Origin of the sequence: Lelliottia sp. CFBP8978 (genome assembly GCF_034046055.2) — a bacterium.
In the GTDB taxonomy this organism is placed as follows: domain Bacteria; phylum Pseudomonadota; class Gammaproteobacteria; order Enterobacterales; family Enterobacteriaceae; genus Enterobacter.
The window spans coordinates 2,432,434-2,453,814 of sequence record NZ_CM188253.1; the positions used below are offsets into that span (position 1 = coordinate 2,432,434).

A 21,381-nucleotide genomic window follows, 5' to 3' on the forward strand; every position below is an offset into this window, starting at 1 on the left:
ATCTTGATGACGCCGCCAGGGAGATCAATCCTCAAAAGGTATGATGCTAAGGTAAGGCTCTTTTAGTAAATTAGTGTGCACGTGTTTGCATAACCCATTGTTTTATTGTGTGTTACGCAATGACGACCACCTCTACTATACTGGTGTCGTATCGAGCGCTGGTTTACTAAAAGAGTTTAACATTATCAGGAGAGCATTATGGCTGTTACCAACATCGCTGAACTGAACGCACTCGTCGAGCGCGTGAAAAAAGCCCAGCGTGAATATGCCAATTTCACCCAAGAACAGGTTGATAAAATCTTCCGCGCGGCCGCACTGGCTGCTGCAGATGCTCGAATCCCTCTCGCTAAAATGGCCGTTGCCGAATCCGGCATGGGTATCATTGAAGATAAAGTGATCAAAAACCACTTTGCTTCTGAGTATATCTACAACGCCTATAAAGATGAGAAAACCTGTGGCGTGCTGTCAGAAGATCACACTTTTGGTACGATCACGATTGCTGAACCTATCGGCATTATTTGCGGTATCGTTCCGACAACTAACCCAACTTCTACTGCTATCTTCAAATCACTGATTAGCCTGAAGACCCGTAACGCAATCATCTTCTCCCCACACCCACGCGCTAAAGATGCCACCAATAAAGCTGCAGATATCGTGCTGCAAGCCGCTATCGCTGCTGGCGCGCCTAAAGATTTGATCGGCTGGATTGACCAACCTTCTGTTGAACTGTCCAACGCGCTGATGCATCACCCTGACATTAACCTGATCCTGGCAACAGGTGGCCCAGGCATGGTTAAAGCAGCATACAGCTCTGGTAAACCAGCCATCGGCGTAGGCGCAGGTAACACCCCTGTTGTTATCGACGAAACGGCTGATATCAAGCGTGCTGTCGCTTCTGTTCTGATGTCCAAAACCTTCGACAATGGCGTCATCTGTGCGTCTGAGCAGTCAGTTGTGGTTGTTGACTCGGTATACGACGCAGTTCGCGAACGTTTCGCAAGCCACGGCGCTTACATGCTGCAGGGCAAAGAACTGAAAGCCGTTCAGGATATCATCCTGAAAAATGGTGCGTTGAATGCCGCAATCGTGGGTCAGCCCGCTTATAAAATCGCAGAACTCGCAGGTTTCACCGTTCCGGCAACCACGAAGATCCTTGTCGGTGAAGTGAAAGTTGTTGATGAAAGCGAACCGTTCGCACACGAAAAACTGTCTCCTACGCTTGCGATGTATCGTGCGAAAGATTTCGAAGATGCGGTGGTTAAAGCTGAAAAACTGGTGGCGATGGGCGGTATCGGTCATACCTCTTGCCTGTACACCGACCAGGATAACCAGCCAGAACGTGTGGCTCATTTCGGTCAGATGATGAAAACTGCCCGTATCCTGATTAACACCCCTGCTTCTCAGGGTGGTATCGGTGACCTGTATAACTTCAAACTCGCGCCTTCCCTGACTCTGGGTTGTGGTTCATGGGGTGGTAACTCCATCTCTGAAAACGTTGGTCCTAAGCACCTGATCAACAAGAAAACCGTTGCTAAGCGAGCTGAAAACATGTTGTGGCACAAACTTCCGAAATCTATCTACTTCCGCCGTGGCTCTCTGCCAATCGCGCTGGATGAAGTGATTACTGATGGCCACAAACGTGCGCTCATCGTGACTGACCGTTTCCTGTTTAACAACGGCTATGCAGACCAGATCACCTCTGTGCTGAAAGCTGCAGGCGTAGAAACTGAAGTCTTCTTCGAAGTTGAAGCTGACCCAACGCTGACCGTTGTTCGTAAAGGTGCGGAACTGGCGAACTCCTTCAAACCAGACGTGATTATCGCGCTGGGCGGCGGCTCCCCAATGGATGCGGCCAAAATCATGTGGGTGATGTACGAGCATCCGGAAACCCACTTCGAAGAACTGGCGCTGCGCTTTATGGACATCCGTAAACGTATCTACAAGTTCCCGAAAATGGGCGTGAAAGCAAAAATGATTGCCGTCACCACCACTTCCGGTACCGGTTCAGAAGTAACACCATTTGCGGTTGTGACCGATGACGCTACGGGTCAGAAATACCCACTGGCTGACTACGCCCTGACCCCGGATATGGCGATTGTTGACGCCAACCTGGTAATGGATATGCCGAAATCACTGTGTGCTTTCGGTGGTCTGGATGCGGTGACTCACGCCCTGGAAGCTTACGTTTCCGTGCTGGCGTCTGAGTTCTCAGACGGCCAGGCATTGCAGGCATTGAAACTGCTGAAAGAGAACCTGCCAGCATCTTACAATGAAGGCTCCAAAAACCCGGTCGCCCGTGAACGTGTACACAGTGCCGCGACTATCGCAGGTATTGCGTTTGCGAACGCCTTCCTGGGCGTCTGTCACTCGATGGCTCATAAACTGGGTTCACAGTTCCACATTCCACACGGTCTGGCGAACGCCCTGTTGATTTCAAACGTTATCCGTTACAACGCTAACGATAACCCAACTAAACAGACTGCTTTCAGCCAGTACGACCGCCCACAGGCCCGTCGTCGCTACGCTGAAATCGCTGACCACCTGGGTCTGAGCGCTCCTGGTGACCGTACCGCTGCGAAAATTGAGAAACTGCTGGCATGGCTGGACAGCATCAAAGCTGAACTGGGCATTCCTAAGTCTATCCGTGAAGCAGGTGTTCAGGAAGCTGACTTCCTGGCGCACGTTGACAAGCTGTCTGAAGATGCGTTTGATGACCAGTGTACAGGTGCTAACCCACGCTACCCACTGATCTCCGAGCTGAAACAGATTCTGCTGGATACCTACTACGGCCGTGAATTCAGCGAAGATAATACCGTTGCGACGAAAGTTGACGCACCGGTTAAAGCTGACAAGAAAGCGAAGAAAAGCGCTTAATTGATAGCCTGAATAAAAAACCCGCCTCTGGCGGGTTTTTTTATATCTGACGATGGCTTAGCAATAAATGTCCGGATGCGTTTTATCGCCGCTCTTGTTCCTGAATAGCCGTCAATGAGCCTGTCACCAACGCTTCTTTATAATGTTTGCGGCAGACCGATACATAGCGTTCATTGCCACCAATCACCACCTGCTCACCCTCTGCGTAGGGCTTCCCTTCTTGATCCAAACGAAGCACCATGCTGGCTTTACGTCCGCAGAAACATATTGTTTTCAGTTCAACCAGTTTATCGGACCAGGCGAGTAAATACTGGCTGCCAATAAACAGTTCACCGCGAAAATCGGTACGTAATCCGTAGCACAGCACGGGAATATCCAGCTGATCGACAACTTCTGACAGCGCATGTACCTGATGGCGGGTTAAGAACTGGCTTTCATCCACCAGAACGCAATGTACAGGCGCTCGCGCGTGTTCTGCACGGATTTCAGTAAGCAGGTCGGTCTGGTTATTAAAGAGCTTTGCAGGGGACGACAAGCCTATACGTGAGCTCACTTTACCCGCGCCGAAGCGATCATCAATCTCCGCCGTATAGACGATAGAACGCATGCCTCTTTCCTGGTAATTATAGGAAGATTGCAGCAGCGCCGTAGACTTCCCGGCATTCATTGCTGAATAGTAGAAATAAAGTTGTGCCATTGGCCCCTAAACCCTAATCAATGTGTAATATTCCCGATGGTTGATTGTACCATATTTTGTCTTACCATCAGCGACGCAACGCACAGGCGATGTGGCAAATGTATTGTCAACATTCGATCTGATTAACAAAATAATGCGGTAAAACAGGAAGTAAACATACTCAAGATTTATCTCAATCGGGGTATGTCTCTAAGCAAGACCTGATGCTTATAGTGGAATCAACCCGATTCAGGATTCAATATTTATTAACTATTGCTGCAACCTGACGCCTGAAGTGAGTAATACAAAAGGTTGATATTTATCCGCCGAAACTAAAATCGATTAGCGTGTCGTCACAAAATCAAACACAGTCACTGCTGCTCTGCACCAATTGCGGTGATAAAAAACCGACCTTGTTGGCAATGAAATTTAAGTTAGCGTAATAAATAGTGATGCGGGATATTAACTATTTTTTGAATTCCTTACATTCCCACCTATTGCACATCTCAAATTATCACTCTATTATTAGGACAACAAACCACCCCAATATAAGTTTGAGATTACTACAATGAGCGAAGCACTTAAAATTCTGAACAACATCCGTACTCTTCGTGCGCAGGCCAGAGAATGTACCCTCGAAACGCTGGAAGAAATGCTGGAAAAATTAGAAGTCGTTGTTAATGAACGTCGTGAAGAAGAAAGCGCTGCTGCTGCTGAAATCGAAGAACGCACTCGTAAACTGCAACAATATCGTGAAATGCTGATTGCTGATGGTATCGATCCAAACGAATTACTGAACAGCATGGCTGCAGCAAAAACAGGTACCAAAGCAAAACGCGCTGCTCGTCCGGCTAAATATAGCTACGTTGATGAGAATGGCGAAACTAAAACCTGGACCGGTCAGGGCCGTACGCCTGCGGTAATCAAGAAAGCCATGGATGAGCAAGGCAAACAACTGGACGATTTCCTGATCAAGGATTAATCACCACGCCTTCAAAAGAATCCCGTTTTATACGGGATTTTTTTTGCCCGTAATTACCCCCTGGCTCCATCTCTCCTGTCACATAGCACCCGGCAATCATGTAAACATTCTGGCATCACTCTCCCGTCCCGTACACCAGACGTAAAAAAACCGGTGTAGCATAGCTGACACCGGCTTTGTTGATCTAAGCAGGCAAATTAGTTTTTAATGCCCATGGTCTCTTTCAGCCAGGCTTTAAATTCTTCGCCCAGTGAATTGTGGCGAATACCATATTCTACGAATGCCTGCATATAACCGAGTTTATTACCGCAGTCGTGGCTCTTACCTTTCATATGATAGGCTTCCACGGTCTCTTTCTCGATCAGCATATCAATGCCATCGGTCAGCTGAATTTCGTCGCCGGCTCCCGGAGGGGTCTTCGCCAGCAGTGGCCAGATTTCAGCGCTCAGAACGTAACGACCAACAACCGCGAGGTTAGACGGTGCTACGTCGGCTTTAGGTTTCTCAACCACACCCACCATCGGCACGCTCTCACCCGGCTTCAGCTCAACGCCCTTACAGTCAACAACACCGTAAGCCGTCACGTCCTCTACAGGCTCAACCATGATCTGGCTGCTGCCAGTTTCGTCGAAGCGTTTAATCATCTCAGCGAGGTTGTCCTGAGACAGGTCCGATTCGAACTCATCGAGGATCACGTCCGGCAGAATAACGGCCACTGGCTCATTACCTACTACCGGATGCGCGCACAGCACCGCGTGTCCCAGGCCCTTAGCAAGCCCCTGACGCACCTGCATGATGGTCACGTGAGGTGGACAGATAGACTGCACCTCTTCCAGCAGCTGACGTTTCACACGTTTTTCCAGCATGGCTTCCAGTTCAAAACTGGTATCGAAATGGTTTTCAATAGAGTTTTTGGAAGAATGAGTCACCAGCACAATTTCAGTGATGCCTGCGGCAATACACTCATTGACGACATACTGGATTAATGGCTTATCAACCAAAGGCAGCATTTCTTTCGGAATAGCCTTTGTTGCCGGTAGCATCCTTGTTCCCAATCCCGCTACCGGGATAACGGCCTTTGTTACTTTCGAATTTAGGGCAGCCATTGAAATCTCCTGAACTGTTCAAGTTTTGAACTTTATGCAATGAATAACGCATCGAGTATATCAGTCTCACCCTGTAAGCCAGGTCTGAAAAGGACGCGTTACCGATCAATTAGGATAAATACGTATCAAACTGGCAGTGATAGTAGCACCGCCGGTAAAACGAAGGTAAAGCTATCTGACGAATAAAATCCAACTGCTTATTCCGTGGACAACATTAAGCGCAAACGTCCGCCTGCTCCCCAAATTTGGCACTGCCATGAAGAGCAGCGGTGGCTTATTTGGTTGAGATAAGTTGTTCCTAACGTACCTAACGGAACGCCGTTACTCACCTGGATATGATGCTCGCCAGTATTAAGCGTGGCGTTAAGACCAGCAGAGACCAGGATAAGATTTTTTAATTCGCTATGGTAATAACCCACCAACAGCGGAAATTGCCCCGGTAAATTGGCCTGACGGAAAAGATGATTCACTTGTTTAAGCAAAGCGCCCAATTCCGGAAGCCGCTGACGCTGATGCGAGAGTTGTTCCTGCAGCAAGCCATTAAACAATGCCCGCAATAATAATGCCGCTAATACGCCGTTATCACCCGCGCGGGTGACATCAAGACTATAAAACGCGAGATCGTTATCGGATAACGGCGCGATATCAAGCACAAGTCCAGGCTGGTCGGCAGCAACCAGCTGGCGATAGTTAATTCGGCAATGCGATATATTTTGCTGAACCGGCGGCTGAAGTTCCTGCAGAAGCTTTGACGCGGCATGCGGATTACTGACCAGGGCATCCCAGTCCTGGAAAAGACGTTCCTCTTCTTCTACCCGAGAATTGAACATATTGGGATAGAGACAAGCAAACACCGTTTCGCGCAGCCGGTTTAAATCTTTAACGGGTTTTAACAGAACATCCTGCACGCCCAGTCGCAGTGCTTTGGCGATATCCGCCATGTTCTCGGTCGCAGAGATGACCAGAATGGGTATCTGGTTTCCCTCGTTGCGTAAATGCTCAACGAGTTTGAGGCCGTTCATACGCGGCATGGCAATATCACAAATCATCAGATCGGGTGTGATTTCACGCATTTTTTCGAGCGCATCAACGCCATCGCTGGCAAGGGCAGTGTCAGCTCCCAGAGAGGATAACCACGACTCCAGCAGCGAGCGGAAAACGGGTTCGTCTTCAACTATCAGAATCTGTTTTCCGGACAATGGCTGCGTCATGGTCTCTCCCCTGGCTGACGATAAATGAATAGTGGCATGCTATTGGTACTATCGCCTGTCAGAATTTGCTGAAGTCATAAAAAACGGTGCTTAGACAGAGGTCCGCACCAAAGGTAACAGTTCATCCATTTTTTTCTCGACCGCCAGCGCACCGGCGTCAATAGCCGCCGAAGCACGATGAAAATCGAGAGTGGATATTTGCGGACAGAACGGTTGAATCAGAATATCCGGTGGGTCTCCTGCCATTCGATTTCGCTTCAGGCGATTTTCCAGTACCTGAATCGACGTGGTCATAATCTCCATCGCCGTCGGCGCAGAAACGCTTCGACGTGCAGCCGCGCGGCCTAACCGCTCGCGTAATCGTTCATGCCAGGCAAGCTTTTCGCCCTCCACGTCATCATTATGGAGATTCACCGGCATCAAATCTTGCTGCATCAGATGGGCGTCATGCTGTAAATCCACCGCAATGACGATGTCAGCCCCCATTGCGCGCGTCAGCGAGATGGGGACAGGATTGACCACGCCGCCATCCACCAGCCAATAACCATTATGGGGAACCGGTGCCATCAGACCCGGCATACTGCATGACGCACGCACAGCCAGGTGGATATCACCTTCGGTGAACCACAACTCTCGGCCCGTACTGAGATTGGTTGCCACTGCGCCGAACGGCATCTGGCAATTATTGATGTCTTTGAACGGCATGATTTTGCGGAACTGGTTAAAAACCCGTTCCCCGCGCAGCAATCCGCCACGCTGCCATGAGAGATCCATCAGACGCAGCACGTCCCAGTAGCTGAAGGAACGCACCCATGATTCCAGTTCAGGCATCTTATCGCAGGCGTAAGCAGCGCCTACCAGCGAACCAATAGAACAACCTGCCACCAGATCGACTTCGACACCGAGCCGTTTCAACGCGTTTATTACGCCAATATGCGACCAACCCCGGGCAGCTCCTGATCCCAGCGCCAGTCCAATTTTAACCTTTCTCATGAGTCCTGAAGACTTCCCCTGAATTCCCGGCGTAGCGTCATAGCTACCGCTCAGTTAACATAGTGCTACCCAGGCGTTATATGCCATTACTTTTTATTCCAGGAAGAGAATTGTGTCTCAACTCTGTCCCTGTGGTAGCGCTCTGGAGTATAGCCTATGTTGTCAGCGATATCTTTCTGGCGAACAGGTTGCTCCGGATCCGTCACACCTTATGCGATCCCGATACACTGCTTTTGTGACCAAAAACGCAGACTACCTGATTAAAACCTGGCATCCGTCCTGCCATGCCGCTGATTTTCGTCAGGAGATCGTGGCCGGGTTCGCCAATACGCAATGGCTCGGCCTGACGCTCTATGAGGCTTCTGCCGGCAGTACGCCTGATGAAGGTTTTGTCAGTTTTGTTGCCCGTTTTACTGAACACGGTAAAGCCGGAGCCATCATTGAGCGCTCGCGGTTCTTACACGAGGGCGGACAGTGGTACTATATAGACGGAACTCGTCCGCAGTTTGGTCGTAATGACCCCTGCCCCTGCGGTTCAGGCCATAAATTTAAAAAGTGTTGCGGGCAATAGCGCCTGACCACAAATAATAAGCAAACACTCAACAGGATTGACTCGCAATGCAATCACTACAACGCAAAGTTCTGCGTACCATTTGTCCGGATCAGAAGGGTTTAATCGCCCGTATCACCAACATCTGCTACAAGCATGAGCTGAACATCGTGCAGAACAACGAGTTCGTTGATCATCGCACCGGCCGCTTCTTCATGCGCACTGAGCTGGAGGGGATTTTTAACGATACGACCCTGCTCGCGGACCTCGACGGCGCATTGCCGGAAGGCTCTGTTCGGGAGCTGACCCCTGCCGGACGTCGCCGGGTGGTCATTCTGGTGACGAAAGAAGCCCATTGTCTCGGCGATCTGCTGATGAAAGCCAATTACGGCGGTCTGGACGTGGAAATTGCTGCCGTCATCGGTAATCACGATACATTACGTACGCTGGTTGAACGTTTTGATATTCCTTTCGAGCTGGTAAGCCATGAAGGACACACCCGCGAAGAGCATGACGATCTGATGGCGCAGGCGATTGAAGCGCATAATCCGGATTACGTGGTCCTGGCAAAATACATGCGCGTGCTGACCCCGACGTTTGTGTCCCGCTTCCCGAATAAAATCATCAATATTCACCACTCGTTCCTGCCTGCCTTCATTGGCGCGCGCCCTTATCACCAGGCGTACGAACGCGGCGTGAAGATCATCGGGGCAACGGCGCATTACGTGAACGACAACCTGGATGAAGGTCCGATCATTATGCAGGACGTGATTCATGTGGATCACACCTACACGGCCGAAGATATGATGCGCGCCGGACGCGACGTTGAGAAAAACGTCCTCAGCCGCGCGCTGTATCAGGTACTGGCTCAGCGGGTGTTTGTTTATGGTAACCGGACAATCATTCTGTAATGAAGAATGGCTGTTGCAGTGCTTTTAAACGTTACGTGTAAAAAGTACGCAAACGGTTCATTTTCCTGAAAGGAATGCTTTACAGGGGCGCGTCATTTGATATGATGCGCCCCGCTTCCCAAAAGGGAGCAGGCCAGTAAAGCATTATCCCGTGGTGGGGTTCCCGAGCGGCCAAAGGGAGCAGACTGTAAATCTGCCGTCATCGACTTCGAAGGTTCGAATCCTTCCCCCACCACCATCTCACGCTCACAGCATCATACCCCTGGCGGGGTTCCCGAGCGGCCAAAGGGAGCAGACTGTAAATCTGCCGTCATCGACTTCGAAGGTTCGAATCCTTCCCCCGCCACCATTTCGCAGATCGCATCCCAACTTTGCTAATCGAACAATATTTCATATTCCCACTGGGGAAGGATGAGAAGCTTCGACAAAGGTTCGATTCGAGCAAAGCGAGAAAGCGTTGCCGCAGGCAACGACCCGAAGGGCGAAGCGCAACGCGCTGAGTCATCCTTCCCCCGCCACCATCGCTTTGAAAACTCCCCAGTTAAATAATCGCTTAGCATTGTCATATTCTGCCCATGCAGGGAAGGATGAGAAGCTTCGACAAAGGTTCGATTCGAGCAAAGCGAGAAAGCGTTGCCGCAGGCAACGACCCGAAGGGCGAAGCGCAACGCGCTGAGTCATCCTTCCCCCGCCACCATCTTTCTGCACAAATCCGAAAACTCCTTTTTTTATCCGGCTTTCGCACACCTGCTTTCCCCGGTGGCGCTGCGCTTACCGGGGCGACAAAACCGGTCTGCGAACCTATAGGCCGGGTAAGGCAACGCCGCCACCCGGCAAAAAGGCAAAAAAAAACCCTGCCGCAGCAGGGTTTGAATCATCAGGAAATCGATCAGCGACGCGCGCGAACGATCTGATATCTACGCGTCAGATACTCGACCGGCACGCTCCAGATATGCACCAGGCGCGAGAACGGGAATATCACGAACAGAGTCATACCCAGCACCAGATGCATGCGGAAGATAAACGCGACACCCTCCAGATGCTCAGATGCACCACCGTGGAAGGTCACCACGGACTGCGCCCAGCCCACCAGCTTCATCATTTCGCTGCCGTCCATATGTTGGGCAGAGAAAGGAATCGTCGCCAGACCCAACGCACACTGGATAACCAGCACCGACATCACCAGAATGTCAGCCGCCGTTGTGGTCGCCCGGATGCGAGGACTGAACAGACGGCGTTTGAGCAGCAGCAGACCGCCCACCAGACACATCAGGCCGGCAGCACCGCCGCCAAACATCGCCATCTTCTGTTTCACTTCCAGCGGCAGCCATGCTTCATACATCCAGTGTGGCGTCAGCATCCCAAAGGCATGGCCCGCAATCACACCGAGGATCCCGATATGAAACAGGTTTGATGCCAGGTTCATGCCTTTGCGATCCAGCATCTGGCTGGAGCCCGCACGCCAGGTATATTGACCATAGTCGTAACGCAACCAGCTCCCCACCAGGAACACGGTACCCGCAATGTACGGATAGATATCGAAGAAGAACATATTCAGGAAGTGCATTATTGCTGTCCTCCGTTAGAGATATTCAAATATTGCGGGGCGACAGCTCCGGCAAAACGACGCTGGTGAGCAGAAATTTCAGACTCGCCGCAATTCTGGTCAGCAAAGAATTTCACCTGCTCTTCTTCCCAGACTGCATCCAGCGCCTGTGGGGTATCATCACGCGCTTCATCGGCGATTTTGTCGGCGACTTTGTCCGTGTCGATTGCCGCATTGGCGAGCTTCACCAGCAGATCGAACAACACCGCATAACGACTTTCACGTTGTTGCAGACGCGCGCTAAGCAGCGCCAGAATCGGGGCAATATCCTGCAATCCGCCCAACGCTTCTGCCTGTGGCAACTGCGCCAGATACTCCAGATACAATGGCAGATGATCCGGCAGTTCGCGGCTGTCGAGCTGCAAACCATGCGCTTCATACTGCGCCATCAGATCGACCATCGCCTGACCACGGTCGCGTGATTCACCGTGAACATGTTCGAACAGCAGCAATGACGTTGCGCGGCCGCGATCAAACAGCTGGCTATAGTCAGACTGCGCGTCCAGAAGATCCTGCGACAGCAAATCGCGCAGGAAAACGCCCAGCATCTGGGCATCTTCTTTATCCAGGTTTTCAGATGACGCGAGTGCATCGAAGAGTTCCTGCTGATGCTGCCACAAGGCAGCATCCGGATACTCGAGCAGACGCGAAACAATGACGAGTTCAATCATTGGTGCGGCTCCGTTTTGCTGGTCACATCCATCGCGTCAATGCGACGGCTGTTGAACAGGTTGAATTTGCTGTCTGAACCGTGGCAACCATCGCCGAAGGTAAAGCCACAACCGCTTTTCTCCGGGAAGGCTTCGCGAGCCAGTTCACGGTGGCTGCTCGGCACCACGAAACGATCTTCGTAGTTCGCAATTGCCAGGTAACGGTACATCTCCTGCGCCTGCGCTTCGCTCAGACCCACTTCTTCCAGCGCACGAGTATCAATGACCCCGTCCACGGTTTCAGCACGTTTGAAGTGGCGCATCGCCAGCATACGTTTCAACGCGAGCAGCACCGGCTGGGTATCACCGGCCGTCAGCAAGTTTGCCAGGTACTGAACCGGAATACGCAGGCTTTCCACATCCGGCAGAATACCGTTGCTGCCCAGTTCACCCGCATCGGCAGCGGACTGAATCGGTGACAGCGGCGGCACGTACCAGACCATCGGCAGCGTGCGATATTCAGGATGCAGCGGCAGCGCCAGCTTCCAGTCCATCGCCATTTTGTACACCGGCGACTGCTGTGCAGCGTCGATAACGCTCTGCGGAATGCCGTCTTTCAGCGCTTGTTCGATGACTTTTGGATCGTTCGGATCGAGGAACACATCCAGCTGACGCTGATAGAGATCTTTTTCGTTCTCGGTGCTTGCCGCGGTCTCAATCGCATCCGCGTCGTACAGCAGCACGCCGAGGTAACGAATACGGCCTACACAGCTTTCAGAACAGACGGTCGGCATCCCCGCTTCGATGCGCGGATAACAGAAGATGCACTTCTCGGACTTGCCGCTCTTCCAGTTGAAGTAGATTTTTTTATAAGGACAACCGGTAATACACATCCGCCAGCCGCGGCACTTGTCCTGGTCGATCAGCACGATACCGTCTTCTTCACGCTTGTAGATGGCACCGCTCGGGCAAGTCGCGACACACGCCGGGTTCAGGCAGTGTTCGCACAGGCGCGGCAGATACATCATGAAGGTGTTTTCGAACTGGCCGTACATCGCTTTCTGCATGTTTTCGAAGTTCTGATCTTTCGACAGTTTTTCGAATTCGCCACCCAGATCATCTTCCCAGTTCGGGCCTTTGCTGATTTTGTCCATGCGCTGACCGGTGATCAGTGAGCGCGGACGAGCAATCGGCTGATGCTTGCTTTCCGGTGCGTTGTGCAGATTCTGGTAATCAAAATCAAACGGTTCGTAGTAATCATCAATACCCGGCAGATGCGGGTTGGCGAAGATTTTCCCCAGCAGCAGCGCTTTGTTACCCATGCGCGGCACCAGTTTGCCGTTGATCTTACGGATCCAACCGCCCTTCCATTTTTCCTGGTTTTCCCAGTCGGTCGGGAAGCCGGTGCCCGGTTTGGTTTCAACGTTGTTGAACCACGCGTATTCGGCACCTTCACGGCTGGTCCAGACATTTTTACAGGTGACTGAGCAGGTATGACAGCCGATGCATTTATCCAGATTCAGCACCATGCCGACTTGTGAACGAATTTTCATTTTACGCTCTCCTGTACCTGGTCATTACCTTCGCCGTCTAACCAGTCAATATTCTTCATCTTACGCACCACCACGAACTCATCGCGGTTCGAGCCGACAGTGCCGTAGTAGTTAAAGCTGTACGCCAGTTGCGCATAGCCGCCGATCATATGGGTCGGTTTTGGCGTAATGCGGGTCACCGAGTTGTGAATACCGCCGCGCTGTTGCGTAATCTCTGAACCTGGCAGGTTCACGATACGTTCCTGAGCGTGGTACATCATGGTCATCCCCGCAGGAACGCGCTGGCTCACTACCGCACGAGCGGTCAATGCACCGTTGCTGTTGAAGACTTCGATCCAGTCGTTATCCACGATGCCCAGATCTTTGGCATCCACTTCGCTCATCCAGACGATAGGCCCGCCGCGACCTAAGGTCAGCATCAGCAGGTTATCGCTGTAGGTAGAGTGGATCCCCCACTTCTGGTGCGGTGTCAGGAAGTTAAGCGCTTTCTCCGGATTACCGTTGGACTTCTCGCCCATCACCTCTTTCACCGAACGCGTATCAATCGGCGGACGGTAGACCAGCAGGCTTTCACCAAAATCACGCATCCATTGGTGGTCCTGATACAGGGACTGACGGCCGGTCAGTGTGCGCCACGGGATCAGCTCGTGAACGTTGGTATACCCGGCGTTGTAGGACACATGCTCATCTTCCAGACCAGACCAGGTCGGGCTGGAGATAATTTTGCGCGGCTGGGCCTGAATATCGCGGAAGCGGATTTTCTCGTCTTCTTTGTTCAGCGCCAGATGCGTATGGTCGCGACCGGTAAACTCGCTGAGCGCAGCCCAGGCTTTCACTGCCACCTGACCGTTCGTTTCCGGAGCCAGCGTCAGGATCATTTCCGCTGCATCAATCGCGGTGTTCAGCATCGGCTGGCCTTTGGCCGGACCGTCTGCTTTGGTGTAATTGAGCTTACGCAGCAGATCCATCTCGCTCTGGGTATTCCAGGCGATACCTTTCCCGCCGTTGCCGATTTTCTCCATCAACGGACCAATGGAGGTGAAACGCTCCCAGGTGGCCGGATAGTCACGCTCGACAGGAATGATATGCGGCGCGGTTTTACCTGGGATCAGGTCGCATTCGCCTTTTTTCCAGTCCTTCACATCCAGCGGCTGCGCCAGTTCGGCGGCGGAGTCGTGCTGGATGGGCAGCGTCACCACGTCGGTTTCAACGCCGAGGTGTCCAACGCATACTTCTGAGAATTTCTTCGCGATGTCCTTGTAGATTTCCCAGTCGCTTTTGGAGTCCCACGCCGGGTCAACGGCCGCAGACAGCGGATGAATAAACGGATGCATATCCGAGGTATTCATGTCGTCTTTTTCATACCAGGTCGCGGTTGGCAGCACGATATCGGAGTACAGGCAGGTGCTCGACAGACGGAAGTCCAGGGTCACCACCAGATCCAGCTTGCCGTCGAGACCGTTATCTTTCCACTCGACTTCTTCTGGTTTAACGCCACCCTGTTTGCCCAGATCTTTACCCTGAATACCGTGGTCAGTACCCAGCAGGTACTTCAGCATGTACTCATGGCCTTTACCGGACGATCCCAGCAGGTTTGAACGCCAGATAAACAGATTACGCGGATGGTTTTTACCATTTTCAGGCTGTTCCGCCGCAAAGCGAATCGAGCCGTCTTTCAGCGATTTCACGGTGTAATCCACCGGTGACATCCCTGCTTTTTTCGCCTCTTCAGCGATACGCAGCGGGTTTGTGCCCAGCTGTGGCGCAGATGGTAGCCAGCCCATACGCTCGGCGCGTACGTTGAAATCGATCAAATGGCCGCTATAACGAGATTTATCCGCCATTGGCGACAGCAGTTCTTGCGCCGTCACGGTTTCGTAACGCCACTGGCTGGAGTGGTTATAGAAGTAGGAGGTGCTGTTCATGTGACGCGCTGGACGCTGCCAGTCAAGGGCAAACGCCAGCGGCTGCCAGCCGGTCTGCGGACGCAGTTTTTCCTGGCCAACATAGTGTGCCCAACCGCCGCCGCTCTGGCCGATACAGCCGCAGAACACCAGCATATTGATCAGCCCACGATAGTTCATATCGAGGTGATACCAGTGGTTCAGACCGGCACCCACGATAATCATCGAACGACCGTGCGTCTTGTCGGCGTTGTCAGCAAATTCACGTGCGATACGGGTGATGTGGGCCCGCGGAACGCCGGTGATCTGCTCCGCCCACGCCGGCGTATACGCTTTCACGTCGTCGTAACTGGTAGCGCAATTTTCGTCATTCAGACCGCGTTCCAGACCATAGTTGGCCATCGTCAGGTCATAAACGGTGGTTACCAGCGCGGTGGAGCCGTCAGCCAGTTGCAGACGCTTCACCGGCAGTTTGTGCAGCAGGATATTTTCCAGCTCCACTTTCTTGAAGTGCTCAGTCCCCTCACCACCGAAGTAAGGGAAGCCCACTTCTGCGATATCGTCCTGACTGCCCAGCATGCTCAGGCGCAGTTCAGTCTCTTCGCCCGTGGTCGCGTTACGTTGCTCCAGGTTCCACTTGCCTTTTTCACCCCAACGGAAACCGATAGAGCCGTTAGGCGCCACCATATCGCCATCATTGTTAAAGGCGACGGTTTTCCATTCCGGGTTATTTTCCTGGCCCAGCGCATCCACCAGGTCAGCCGCACGCAGCATACGACCTGCCGCATAATAGCCATCGCGCTCTTCCAGCATCACCAGCATCGGCATGTCGGTATAGCGACGCACATAGTCAGTGAAATACTGGCTCGGTTTGTCCAGATGGAATTCACGCAGCATCACATGGCCCATCGCCAGTGCCATTGCGGCGTCAGTACCCTGCTTCGGTGCCAGCCACTGGTCACACAGTTTGGCGATCTCGGCATAGTCAGGCGTCACCGCAACGGTTTTGGTGCCTTTGTAACGCACTTCCGTAAAGAAGTGGGCATCCGGCGTACGGGTCTGCGGAACGTTTGAACCCCAGGCGATAATGTAGCTGGAGTTGTACCAGTCGGCGGATTCAGGAACGTCAGTTTGCTCGCCCCAGGTCTGCGGAGACGCTGGCGGTAAATCGCAGTACCAGTCGTAGAAGCTCAGGCAGGTTCCGCCGATCAGAGACAGATAGCGCGCGCCGGAAGCGTAAGAGACCATTGACATCGCCGGGATCGGCGAGAAACCGGCCACGCGGTCAGGGCCGTAAGTTTTGACGGTGTAGACGTTAGAGGCGGCAATCAGCTCATTCACTTCCTGCCAGGACGAGCGGACAAAACCGCCGCGTCCACGCGCCTGTTTGAAGCTTTTCGCTTTGTCGGCATCTTCAATGATAGAAGCCCAGGCATCCACCGGATCGCTGTGCTGCACTTTTGCTTCACGCCACATTTTCATCAGGCGTTTACGCATCAGCGGATATTTCAGGCGGTTAGCACTGTACAGATACCAGGAGTAGCTCGCGCCGCGTGGACAGCCGCGCGGTTCGTGGTTCGGTAGATCGGGGCGAGTGCGCGGATAGTCGGTCTGCTGCATCTCCCAGGTCACCAGACCATTCTTCACGAAGATCTTCCAGCTACAAGAACCGGTGCAGTTTACACCGTGGGTAGAACGCACGACTTTATCGTGCTGCCAACGTTGACGGTAACCGTCTTCCCAGTCCCGGTTAGTTTCCAGAACCTGGCCGTGCCCATCGGCAAATGTTTCGCCCTTCTGCTTGAAGTAGCGAAACCGGTCCAAAAATTTGCTCATCGGGTATCTCCTGTATGGAGCCTGTGGCTCTCTAAATCGACATTGCTGATTTGCAGCGAAGGTAACGCTATGAAAGATGGTGAGAATTGATAACGATCAAGACGGGCGGCGTCTTTTCAACGGGGTATTAGAACAAATACCACCAAAGCGGTATAAAACCTTATTTTTTATCTATCTGTTTTATATATGTATTTTTTATTTATCGTACAAATAGAACGGGTTTTTTTAACATCTCAGGTATTAAGGAGTAGATGCTGCTGCAAAGCGATGGCGATCACAGCGCCCAAGCTGCATGCCCGTTGACGTTAATAAAGTATGTTGTAACTAAACTCATGCTAAAAAAAACGCGGCCCTGAGGCCGCGCAAACGGATAATCAAACTTACTTATTTTTCTTAGTATTCCGGCCGTATACCAACCACGTGATCACCACGCAGGCGACATAGAAAATAAGGAAGACTTTCATCGCACCCGCCGGGGAGCCAGTCAGCTCCAGAGAGATGCCGAATGATTTCGGGATAAAGAAGCCACCGATGGCACCAATCGCTGAGATAAAGCCTAGTGCGGCTGCGGTGTCGGTTGCGGCTTCACGCATCGCGCGCTCTTCAGTACCGCCCTGCGCTTTCACACGATCCATGGTCAGTTTACGGAAGATCACGGAGATCATCTGGAAGGTAGAAGCACTTCCCAGACCGGCCGTCAGGAACAGCCCCATGAACACCGCGAAGAACGCGATAAAGTTACCCCCCTGGCCGTTGGTTGGCAGGGTGAGGAACAGCAGCGCACAGAAAACCGCCATCAGGATAAAGTTCACCAGCGTGACGCGCGTGCCGCCCAGACGGTCGGAAATCATCCCGCCGGTTGAACGCGCCAGTGCGCCAATGAACGGACCGAAGAAGGCAAAATGCAGGATCTGCACATCAGGGAACTGGGTTTTCGACAGCATCGCAAAACCGGCGGAGAAGCCGATAAACGAGCCAAACGTTGCCAGATACAGCAGCGCCATGATCCACAAATGCGCGCGTTTCAGAACCGGCAGCTGCTCGCTCAAAGAGGCTTTAGACGCTGACAGGTCGTTCATAAAGAACCACGATGCCAGGGTAAAGATAATCAGGAAGGGAACCCAAATCCACGCCGCGTTTTCCAGGAACAGCTTAGAGCCGTCGGCCTGTTCAACGCCCGTTCCGCCGAAGACCGCAAAGATAGACATCGAAATGGCCAGTGGCGCAATCAACTGCATCACGCTGACGCCCATATTGCCCAGGCCGCCATTAATGCCCAGTGCGCCGCCCTGCTTCTCTTTCGGGAAGAAGAAACTGATGTTCGCCATACTGGAGGCAAAGTTTGCCCCGGCAAAACCGCACAGCAGTGCGATGATCACAAACACGCTAAAAGGGGTGGAAGTGTCCTGCACCGCAAAGCCCAGCCAAACGCAAGGCACAATCATGATACCGGTGCTGAATGCCGTCCAGCGACGTCCGCCAAACAGCGGAACCATAAACGCGTAAGGAACGCGCAGCAGCGCGCCAGAAAGCGCCGGTAAAGCCGTCAACATAAACAGCTGATCGGTCGTAAAGGTGAAGCCAACTTTGGGTAAATTCACTGCCACAGCACTAAACAGCATCCAGACGCAGAATGCCAACAACAAACACGGAACAGAAATCCATAGATTACGACTTGCTACACGTTGCCCGCGCTGTTGCCAGAACGCCGGATCTTCCGGACGCCACTCTGTGATAACAGCACCGGATGCCCTTTCGGGGGCAGTTGAGTGACTCATAGACACCTCTGATTTTCGAATGATGCCGCAAACATTAGGGGTTTAGGCTGGATCTAAGTTGATATAAATCAAAGGAAAAGTTGACGGTTTGACGGTCAAAAAAACGCCATCACCCTTAGTGAGTAGGCTTTTTCGGTAAAAAAGGTGTGGTTTTTCACAGTGCTGACGGTTTACGGTCGAAACCGCTCCCTGACTATTACCCCTGCGGCAATTTAGGAGTAATCCTTTGTTGGTATGGGTATACTCCAGGGTATGCACGAGAATAGCGCCATTCCTGGAGGCAGACAAAATCAGGAGCCAGGCAAACCCATGTTAAAACGACTCTTCTCCCCGCTGACACTGGTTAATCAGTTAGCCCTTATCGTCTTGCTGTCCACCGTTATTGGTGTGACCGGCATGGCGATCTCTGGCTGGCTGGTACAGGGTGTACAGGGTAGCGCGCATGCCATTAACGAGGCAGGCTCGTTGCGTATGCAGAGTTATCGCCTGTTGGCCGCTGTGCCGCTCACGGCGGAGGATAAACCGCTGTTGGATGAGATGGAGCGCACCGCATTCAGCCCCGAGCTGGAATTCGCCGCCCGTCGGGACGGTCAACAGACGCAGTTAAGGGCCTTACAGGCCTACTGGCGCGGCCAACTCGAACCCGGCTTGCAGCAGGCGCACAGCGCCGACACGGTTGCCGGAGACGTCGCGAGTTTTGTCAGCCGCATCGACACGCTGGTCTCTTCTTTCGATCACACCACTGAACTGCGCATCGAACGGGTGGTGATGGTGCATCGGGTGATGGCGGCCTTTATGGCCTTACTGCTGCTTTTCACCATTGTCTGGCTACGGGCGCGCTTATTATATCCGTGGCAGCAATTGCTGGCCGTCGCACGCGCCGTAACGGCGCGTGATTTTACCCAACGCGCCCACGTCAGCGGTCGCAACGAGATGGCAATGCTCGGCCAGGCGCTGAATGATATGTCAGGCGAACTGGCCGAAAGCTACGCGGTGCTGGAAAAACGCGTACAGGAAAAAACGGCCGGCCTGGAGCAAAAGAACGAAATTCTCTCTTTCTTATGGCAGGCAAACCGTCGCCTGCATTCACAGGTTCCGCTTTGTGAGCGCCTTTCACCGGTGCTCAACGGCCTGCAAAATCTGACACTTCTCCACGACATCGAACTGCGCGTTTATGACGTCGAAGATGAAGAAAACCATCAGGAATTTACCTGTCAGTCCGATCTCTCCTGCGACGATAAAGGCTGTCATCTCTGCCCGCGCGGGCTGCCTCCTTTGACCAGCGGTGGGACCACACTAAAATGGCGTCTCACGGACAGCCATACCCAATACGGTATTCTCCTGGCGACCCTCCCGACCGGCCGCCATTTGAGCCACGATCAACAGCAGCTCGTCGATACCCTGGTCGAGCAGTTGACCGCGACGCTGGCGCTCGACAGACACCAGGAAAAACAGCAGCAACTGATCGTGATGGAAGAACGCGCCACCATCGCCCGCGAGCTTCACGACTCCATCGCCCAGTCGCTATCCTGTATCAAGATGCAGGTCAGCTGCCTGCAAATGCAGGATGACGCCCTGCCCGAAAGCAGCAAACAGCTGTTGGGCCAGATACGCAATGAGCTGAATACCTCATGGGTACAGCTTCGTGAGCTGCTCACCACCTTCCGTCTGCAGCTCACCGAGCCGGGTTTACGCCCGGCGCTGGAGTCGAGCTGCAATGAGTTCAGCGCCCGGCTCGGGTTCCCGGTGAAGCTCGATTACCAGCTTCCGCCGCGTTTTGTGCCTTCGCATCAGGCGATTCATTTATTACAGATCGCCCGCGAAGCCCTGAGCAATGTCCTTAAACACGCTGGCGCGACGGCGGTGACCGTTACCGTCAATCAACACAACAATCAGGTAAAACTGGTTGTTCAGGATAACGGCCGCGGCGTGCCGGAAAACGCTGAAAGAACTAACCACTATGGTTTAATCATTATGCGAGACCGCGCCCAAAGCTTGCGCGGTGATTGCCAGATTCGCCGGGCTGAGACTGGCGGGACTGAAGTAGTGGTGACCTTTATTCCCGAAAAGCCCCTTATCACTTCTCAAGGAGAAAACCATGATTAATCAGGAGCCGGCAACCATTCTGTTGATCGACGATCATCCGATGCTGCGCACCGGTGTAAAACAACTTGTCAGCATGGCGGAAGATATTACCGTCGTGGGAGAGGCCAGCAACGGCGAGCAAGGCATTGAACTTGCCGAGTCTCTCGATCCTGATTTGATCCTGCTCGATCTCAATATGCCTGGCATGAATGGTCTGGAAACGCTGGATAAACTGCGGGAAAAATCGCTGTCCGGTCGTATCGTGGTGTTTAGCGTATCAAACCATGAAGAAGACGTAGTCACCGCACTTAAACGCGGCGCGGATGGTTATCTGCTCAAAGATATGGAGCCGGAAGATCTGCTCAAAGCGCTGCAACAGGCCGCCGCGGGTGAGATGGTGCTGAGCGAAGCGCTGACCCCGGTATTAGCCGCCAGCCTGCGCGCCAACCGCGCCACTTCTGACCGGGATGTCACACAGCTGACCCCGCGTGAACGCGACATCCTGAAGCTGATTGCGCAGGGTCTGCCAAACAAAATGATCGCCCGTCGTCTGGATATCACCGAAAGCACGGTTAAAGTCCATGTGAAACATATGCTGAAGAAAATGAAGCTGAAATCACGCGTCGAAGCCGCGGTATGGGTACATCAGGAACGTATTTTCTAATT

15 protein-coding genes, 2 tRNA genes and 2 other RNA genes are annotated in these 21,381 nt (G+C 52.7%); 10 read left to right on the forward strand and 9 right to left on the reverse strand.

The features are described 5' to 3' along the window. The first annotated feature begins 198 nt into the window (after window positions 1–198). A complete protein-coding gene (adhE, locus tag SOM82_RS11525; protein ID WP_154125674.1) occupies window positions 199–2,874 on the forward strand; it encodes a bifunctional acetaldehyde-CoA/alcohol dehydrogenase in 2,676 nt (891 codons plus the stop codon). Between the two features lie 82 nt (window positions 2,875–2,956). On the opposite strand, the gene tdk is transcribed toward adhE, so the two are convergent. Further along, a complete protein-coding gene (gene tdk, locus SOM82_RS11530; RefSeq protein WP_154125675.1) occupies window positions 2,957–3,571 on the reverse strand; it encodes a thymidine kinase in 615 nt (204 codons plus the stop codon). Between the two features lie 547 nt (window positions 3,572–4,118). Here tdk and hns point away from each other — a divergent pair. After that, window positions 4,119–4,532: a histone-like nucleoid-structuring protein H-NS gene (hns, locus tag SOM82_RS11535; protein WP_008502781.1), complete on the forward strand. Its 414-nt coding sequence runs from the start codon at window positions 4,119–4,121 to the stop codon at window positions 4,530–4,532. Between the two features lie 197 nt (window positions 4,533–4,729). Here the strand turns inward: hns and galU are convergent, their stop codons facing one another. The 3 genes from galU to rssA all read right to left on the reverse strand — a co-directional run bounded on the left by galU (window position 4,730) and on the right by rssA (window position 7,842). Next, window positions 4,730–5,638: a UTP--glucose-1-phosphate uridylyltransferase GalU gene (gene galU, locus SOM82_RS11540; protein ID WP_154125676.1), complete on the reverse strand. Its 909-nt coding sequence runs from the start codon at window positions 5,636–5,638 to the stop codon at window positions 4,730–4,732. 197 nt (window positions 5,639–5,835) lie between these two features. Further along, window positions 5,836–6,849 (reverse strand): two-component system response regulator RssB, encoded by a 1,014-nt coding sequence (gene rssB / locus SOM82_RS11545; protein ID WP_154125677.1) that lies wholly within the window; start codon window positions 6,847–6,849, stop codon window positions 5,836–5,838. 90 nt (window positions 6,850–6,939) lie between these two features. Further along, window positions 6,940–7,842: a patatin-like phospholipase RssA gene (gene rssA / locus SOM82_RS11550; RefSeq protein ID WP_154125678.1), complete on the reverse strand. Its 903-nt coding sequence runs from the start codon at window positions 7,840–7,842 to the stop codon at window positions 6,940–6,942. Window positions 7,843–7,954: 112 nt separating this feature from the next. Between rssA and SOM82_RS11555 the strand changes: the two genes are divergently transcribed. The 6 genes from SOM82_RS11555 (at window position 7,955) to SOM82_RS11580 (ending at window position 10,000) form a co-directional block, all read left to right on the forward strand. Next, complete coding sequence (locus SOM82_RS11555; RefSeq protein WP_320461118.1) at window positions 7,955–8,413, forward strand: YchJ family protein; 459 nt, start codon at window positions 7,955–7,957, stop codon at window positions 8,411–8,413. 47 nt (window positions 8,414–8,460) lie between these two features. After that, the gene (gene purU, locus SOM82_RS11560; protein WP_154125679.1) at window positions 8,461–9,303 is read left to right on the forward strand and encodes a formyltetrahydrofolate deformylase; all 843 of its coding nucleotides are present in this window, start codon (window positions 8,461–8,463) and stop codon (window positions 9,301–9,303) included. A gap of 153 nt (window positions 9,304–9,456) precedes the next feature. Next, window positions 9,457–9,541 (forward strand) — tRNA-Tyr (locus SOM82_RS11565). 26 nt (window positions 9,542–9,567) lie between these two features. Beyond that, a tRNA-Tyr gene (locus SOM82_RS11570) sits at window positions 9,568–9,652 on the forward strand. Window positions 9,653–9,693: 41 nt separating this feature from the next. Continuing rightward, window positions 9,694–9,824: non-coding RNA, RtT sRNA (locus SOM82_RS11575), on the forward strand. A gap of 45 nt (window positions 9,825–9,869) precedes the next feature. Continuing rightward, a non-coding RNA gene (locus SOM82_RS11580) (RtT sRNA) lies at window positions 9,870–10,000 on the forward strand. 192 nt (window positions 10,001–10,192) lie between these two features. On the opposite strand, the gene narI is transcribed toward SOM82_RS11580, so the two are convergent. From narI to SOM82_RS11605, 5 genes are all read right to left on the reverse strand, one after another. Next, complete coding sequence (gene narI, locus SOM82_RS11585; RefSeq protein WP_320461117.1) at window positions 10,193–10,870, reverse strand: respiratory nitrate reductase subunit gamma; 678 nt, start codon at window positions 10,868–10,870, stop codon at window positions 10,193–10,195. Beyond that, on the reverse strand, window positions 10,870–11,580 hold the full coding sequence (gene narJ, locus SOM82_RS11590) for a nitrate reductase molybdenum cofactor assembly chaperone (RefSeq protein WP_320461116.1): 711 nt from the start codon (window positions 11,578–11,580) through the stop codon (window positions 10,870–10,872). The genes narI and narJ overlap by 1 nt, the downstream gene beginning before the upstream one ends. Continuing rightward, window positions 11,577–13,112, reverse strand: coding sequence for a nitrate reductase subunit beta (gene narH / locus SOM82_RS11595; RefSeq protein WP_320461115.1), 1,536 nt, complete (start codon window positions 13,110–13,112; stop codon window positions 11,577–11,579). Before narH ends, narJ begins: the two co-directional genes overlap by 4 nt. Then, window positions 13,109–16,852 (reverse strand): nitrate reductase subunit alpha, encoded by a 3,744-nt coding sequence (locus SOM82_RS11600; RefSeq protein WP_320461114.1) that lies wholly within the window; start codon window positions 16,850–16,852, stop codon window positions 13,109–13,111. Before SOM82_RS11600 ends, narH begins: the two co-directional genes overlap by 4 nt. Window positions 16,853–17,232: 380 nt before the next feature. Then, window positions 17,233–18,630 (reverse strand): NarK family nitrate/nitrite MFS transporter, encoded by a 1,398-nt coding sequence (locus SOM82_RS11605; RefSeq protein WP_320461113.1) that lies wholly within the window; start codon window positions 18,628–18,630, stop codon window positions 17,233–17,235. A gap of 309 nt (window positions 18,631–18,939) precedes the next feature. Here SOM82_RS11605 and narX point away from each other — a divergent pair, with 309 nt between their 5' ends. After that, complete coding sequence (gene narX, locus SOM82_RS11610) at window positions 18,940–20,736, forward strand: nitrate/nitrite two-component system sensor histidine kinase NarX (protein ID WP_320461112.1); 1,797 nt, start codon at window positions 18,940–18,942, stop codon at window positions 20,734–20,736. Next, window positions 20,729–21,379, forward strand: a complete 651-nt coding sequence (gene narL, locus SOM82_RS11615; protein ID WP_154125686.1) for a two-component system response regulator NarL — start codon at window positions 20,729–20,731, stop codon at window positions 21,377–21,379. Before narX ends, narL begins: the two co-directional genes overlap by 8 nt. Window positions 21,380–21,381: the final 2 nt, after the last annotated feature.

Excerpts from the sequence above, each read along its gene's own strand:
- narJ (WP_320461116.1), bottom strand. The coding sequence starts at position 11,580 with ATGATTGAACTCGTCATTGTTTCGCGTCTGCTCGAGTATCCGGATGCT.
- purU (WP_154125679.1), top strand. The coding sequence starts at position 8,461 with ATGCAATCACTACAACGCAAAGTTCTGCGTACCATTTGTCCGGATCAG.
- SOM82_RS11600 (WP_320461114.1), bottom strand. The coding sequence starts at position 16,852 with ATGAGCAAATTTTTGGACCGGTTTCGCTACTTCAAGCAGAAGGGCGAA.
- SOM82_RS11605 (WP_320461113.1), bottom strand. The coding sequence starts at position 18,630 with ATGAGTCACTCAACTGCCCCCGAAAGGGCATCCGGTGCTGTTATCACA.
- narX (WP_320461112.1), top strand. The coding sequence starts at position 18,940 with ATGTTAAAACGACTCTTCTCCCCGCTGACACTGGTTAATCAGTTAGCC.
- hns (WP_008502781.1), top strand. The coding sequence starts at position 4,119 with ATGAGCGAAGCACTTAAAATTCTGAACAACATCCGTACTCTTCGTGCG.
- adhE (WP_154125674.1), top strand. The coding sequence starts at position 199 with ATGGCTGTTACCAACATCGCTGAACTGAACGCACTCGTCGAGCGCGTG.
- tdk (WP_154125675.1), bottom strand. The coding sequence starts at position 3,571 with ATGGCACAACTTTATTTCTACTATTCAGCAATGAATGCCGGGAAGTCT.
- narH (WP_320461115.1), bottom strand. The coding sequence starts at position 13,112 with ATGAAAATTCGTTCACAAGTCGGCATGGTGCTGAATCTGGATAAATGC.
- narL (WP_154125686.1), top strand. The coding sequence starts at position 20,729 with ATGATTAATCAGGAGCCGGCAACCATTCTGTTGATCGACGATCATCCG.
- rssB (WP_154125677.1), bottom strand. The coding sequence starts at position 6,849 with ATGACGCAGCCATTGTCCGGAAAACAGATTCTGATAGTTGAAGACGAA.
- narI (WP_320461117.1), bottom strand. The coding sequence starts at position 10,870 with ATGCACTTCCTGAATATGTTCTTCTTCGATATCTATCCGTACATTGCG.
- rssA (WP_154125678.1), bottom strand. The coding sequence starts at position 7,842 with ATGAGAAAGGTTAAAATTGGACTGGCGCTGGGATCAGGAGCTGCCCGG.
- galU (WP_154125676.1), bottom strand. The coding sequence starts at position 5,638 with ATGGCTGCCCTAAATTCGAAAGTAACAAAGGCCGTTATCCCGGTAGCG.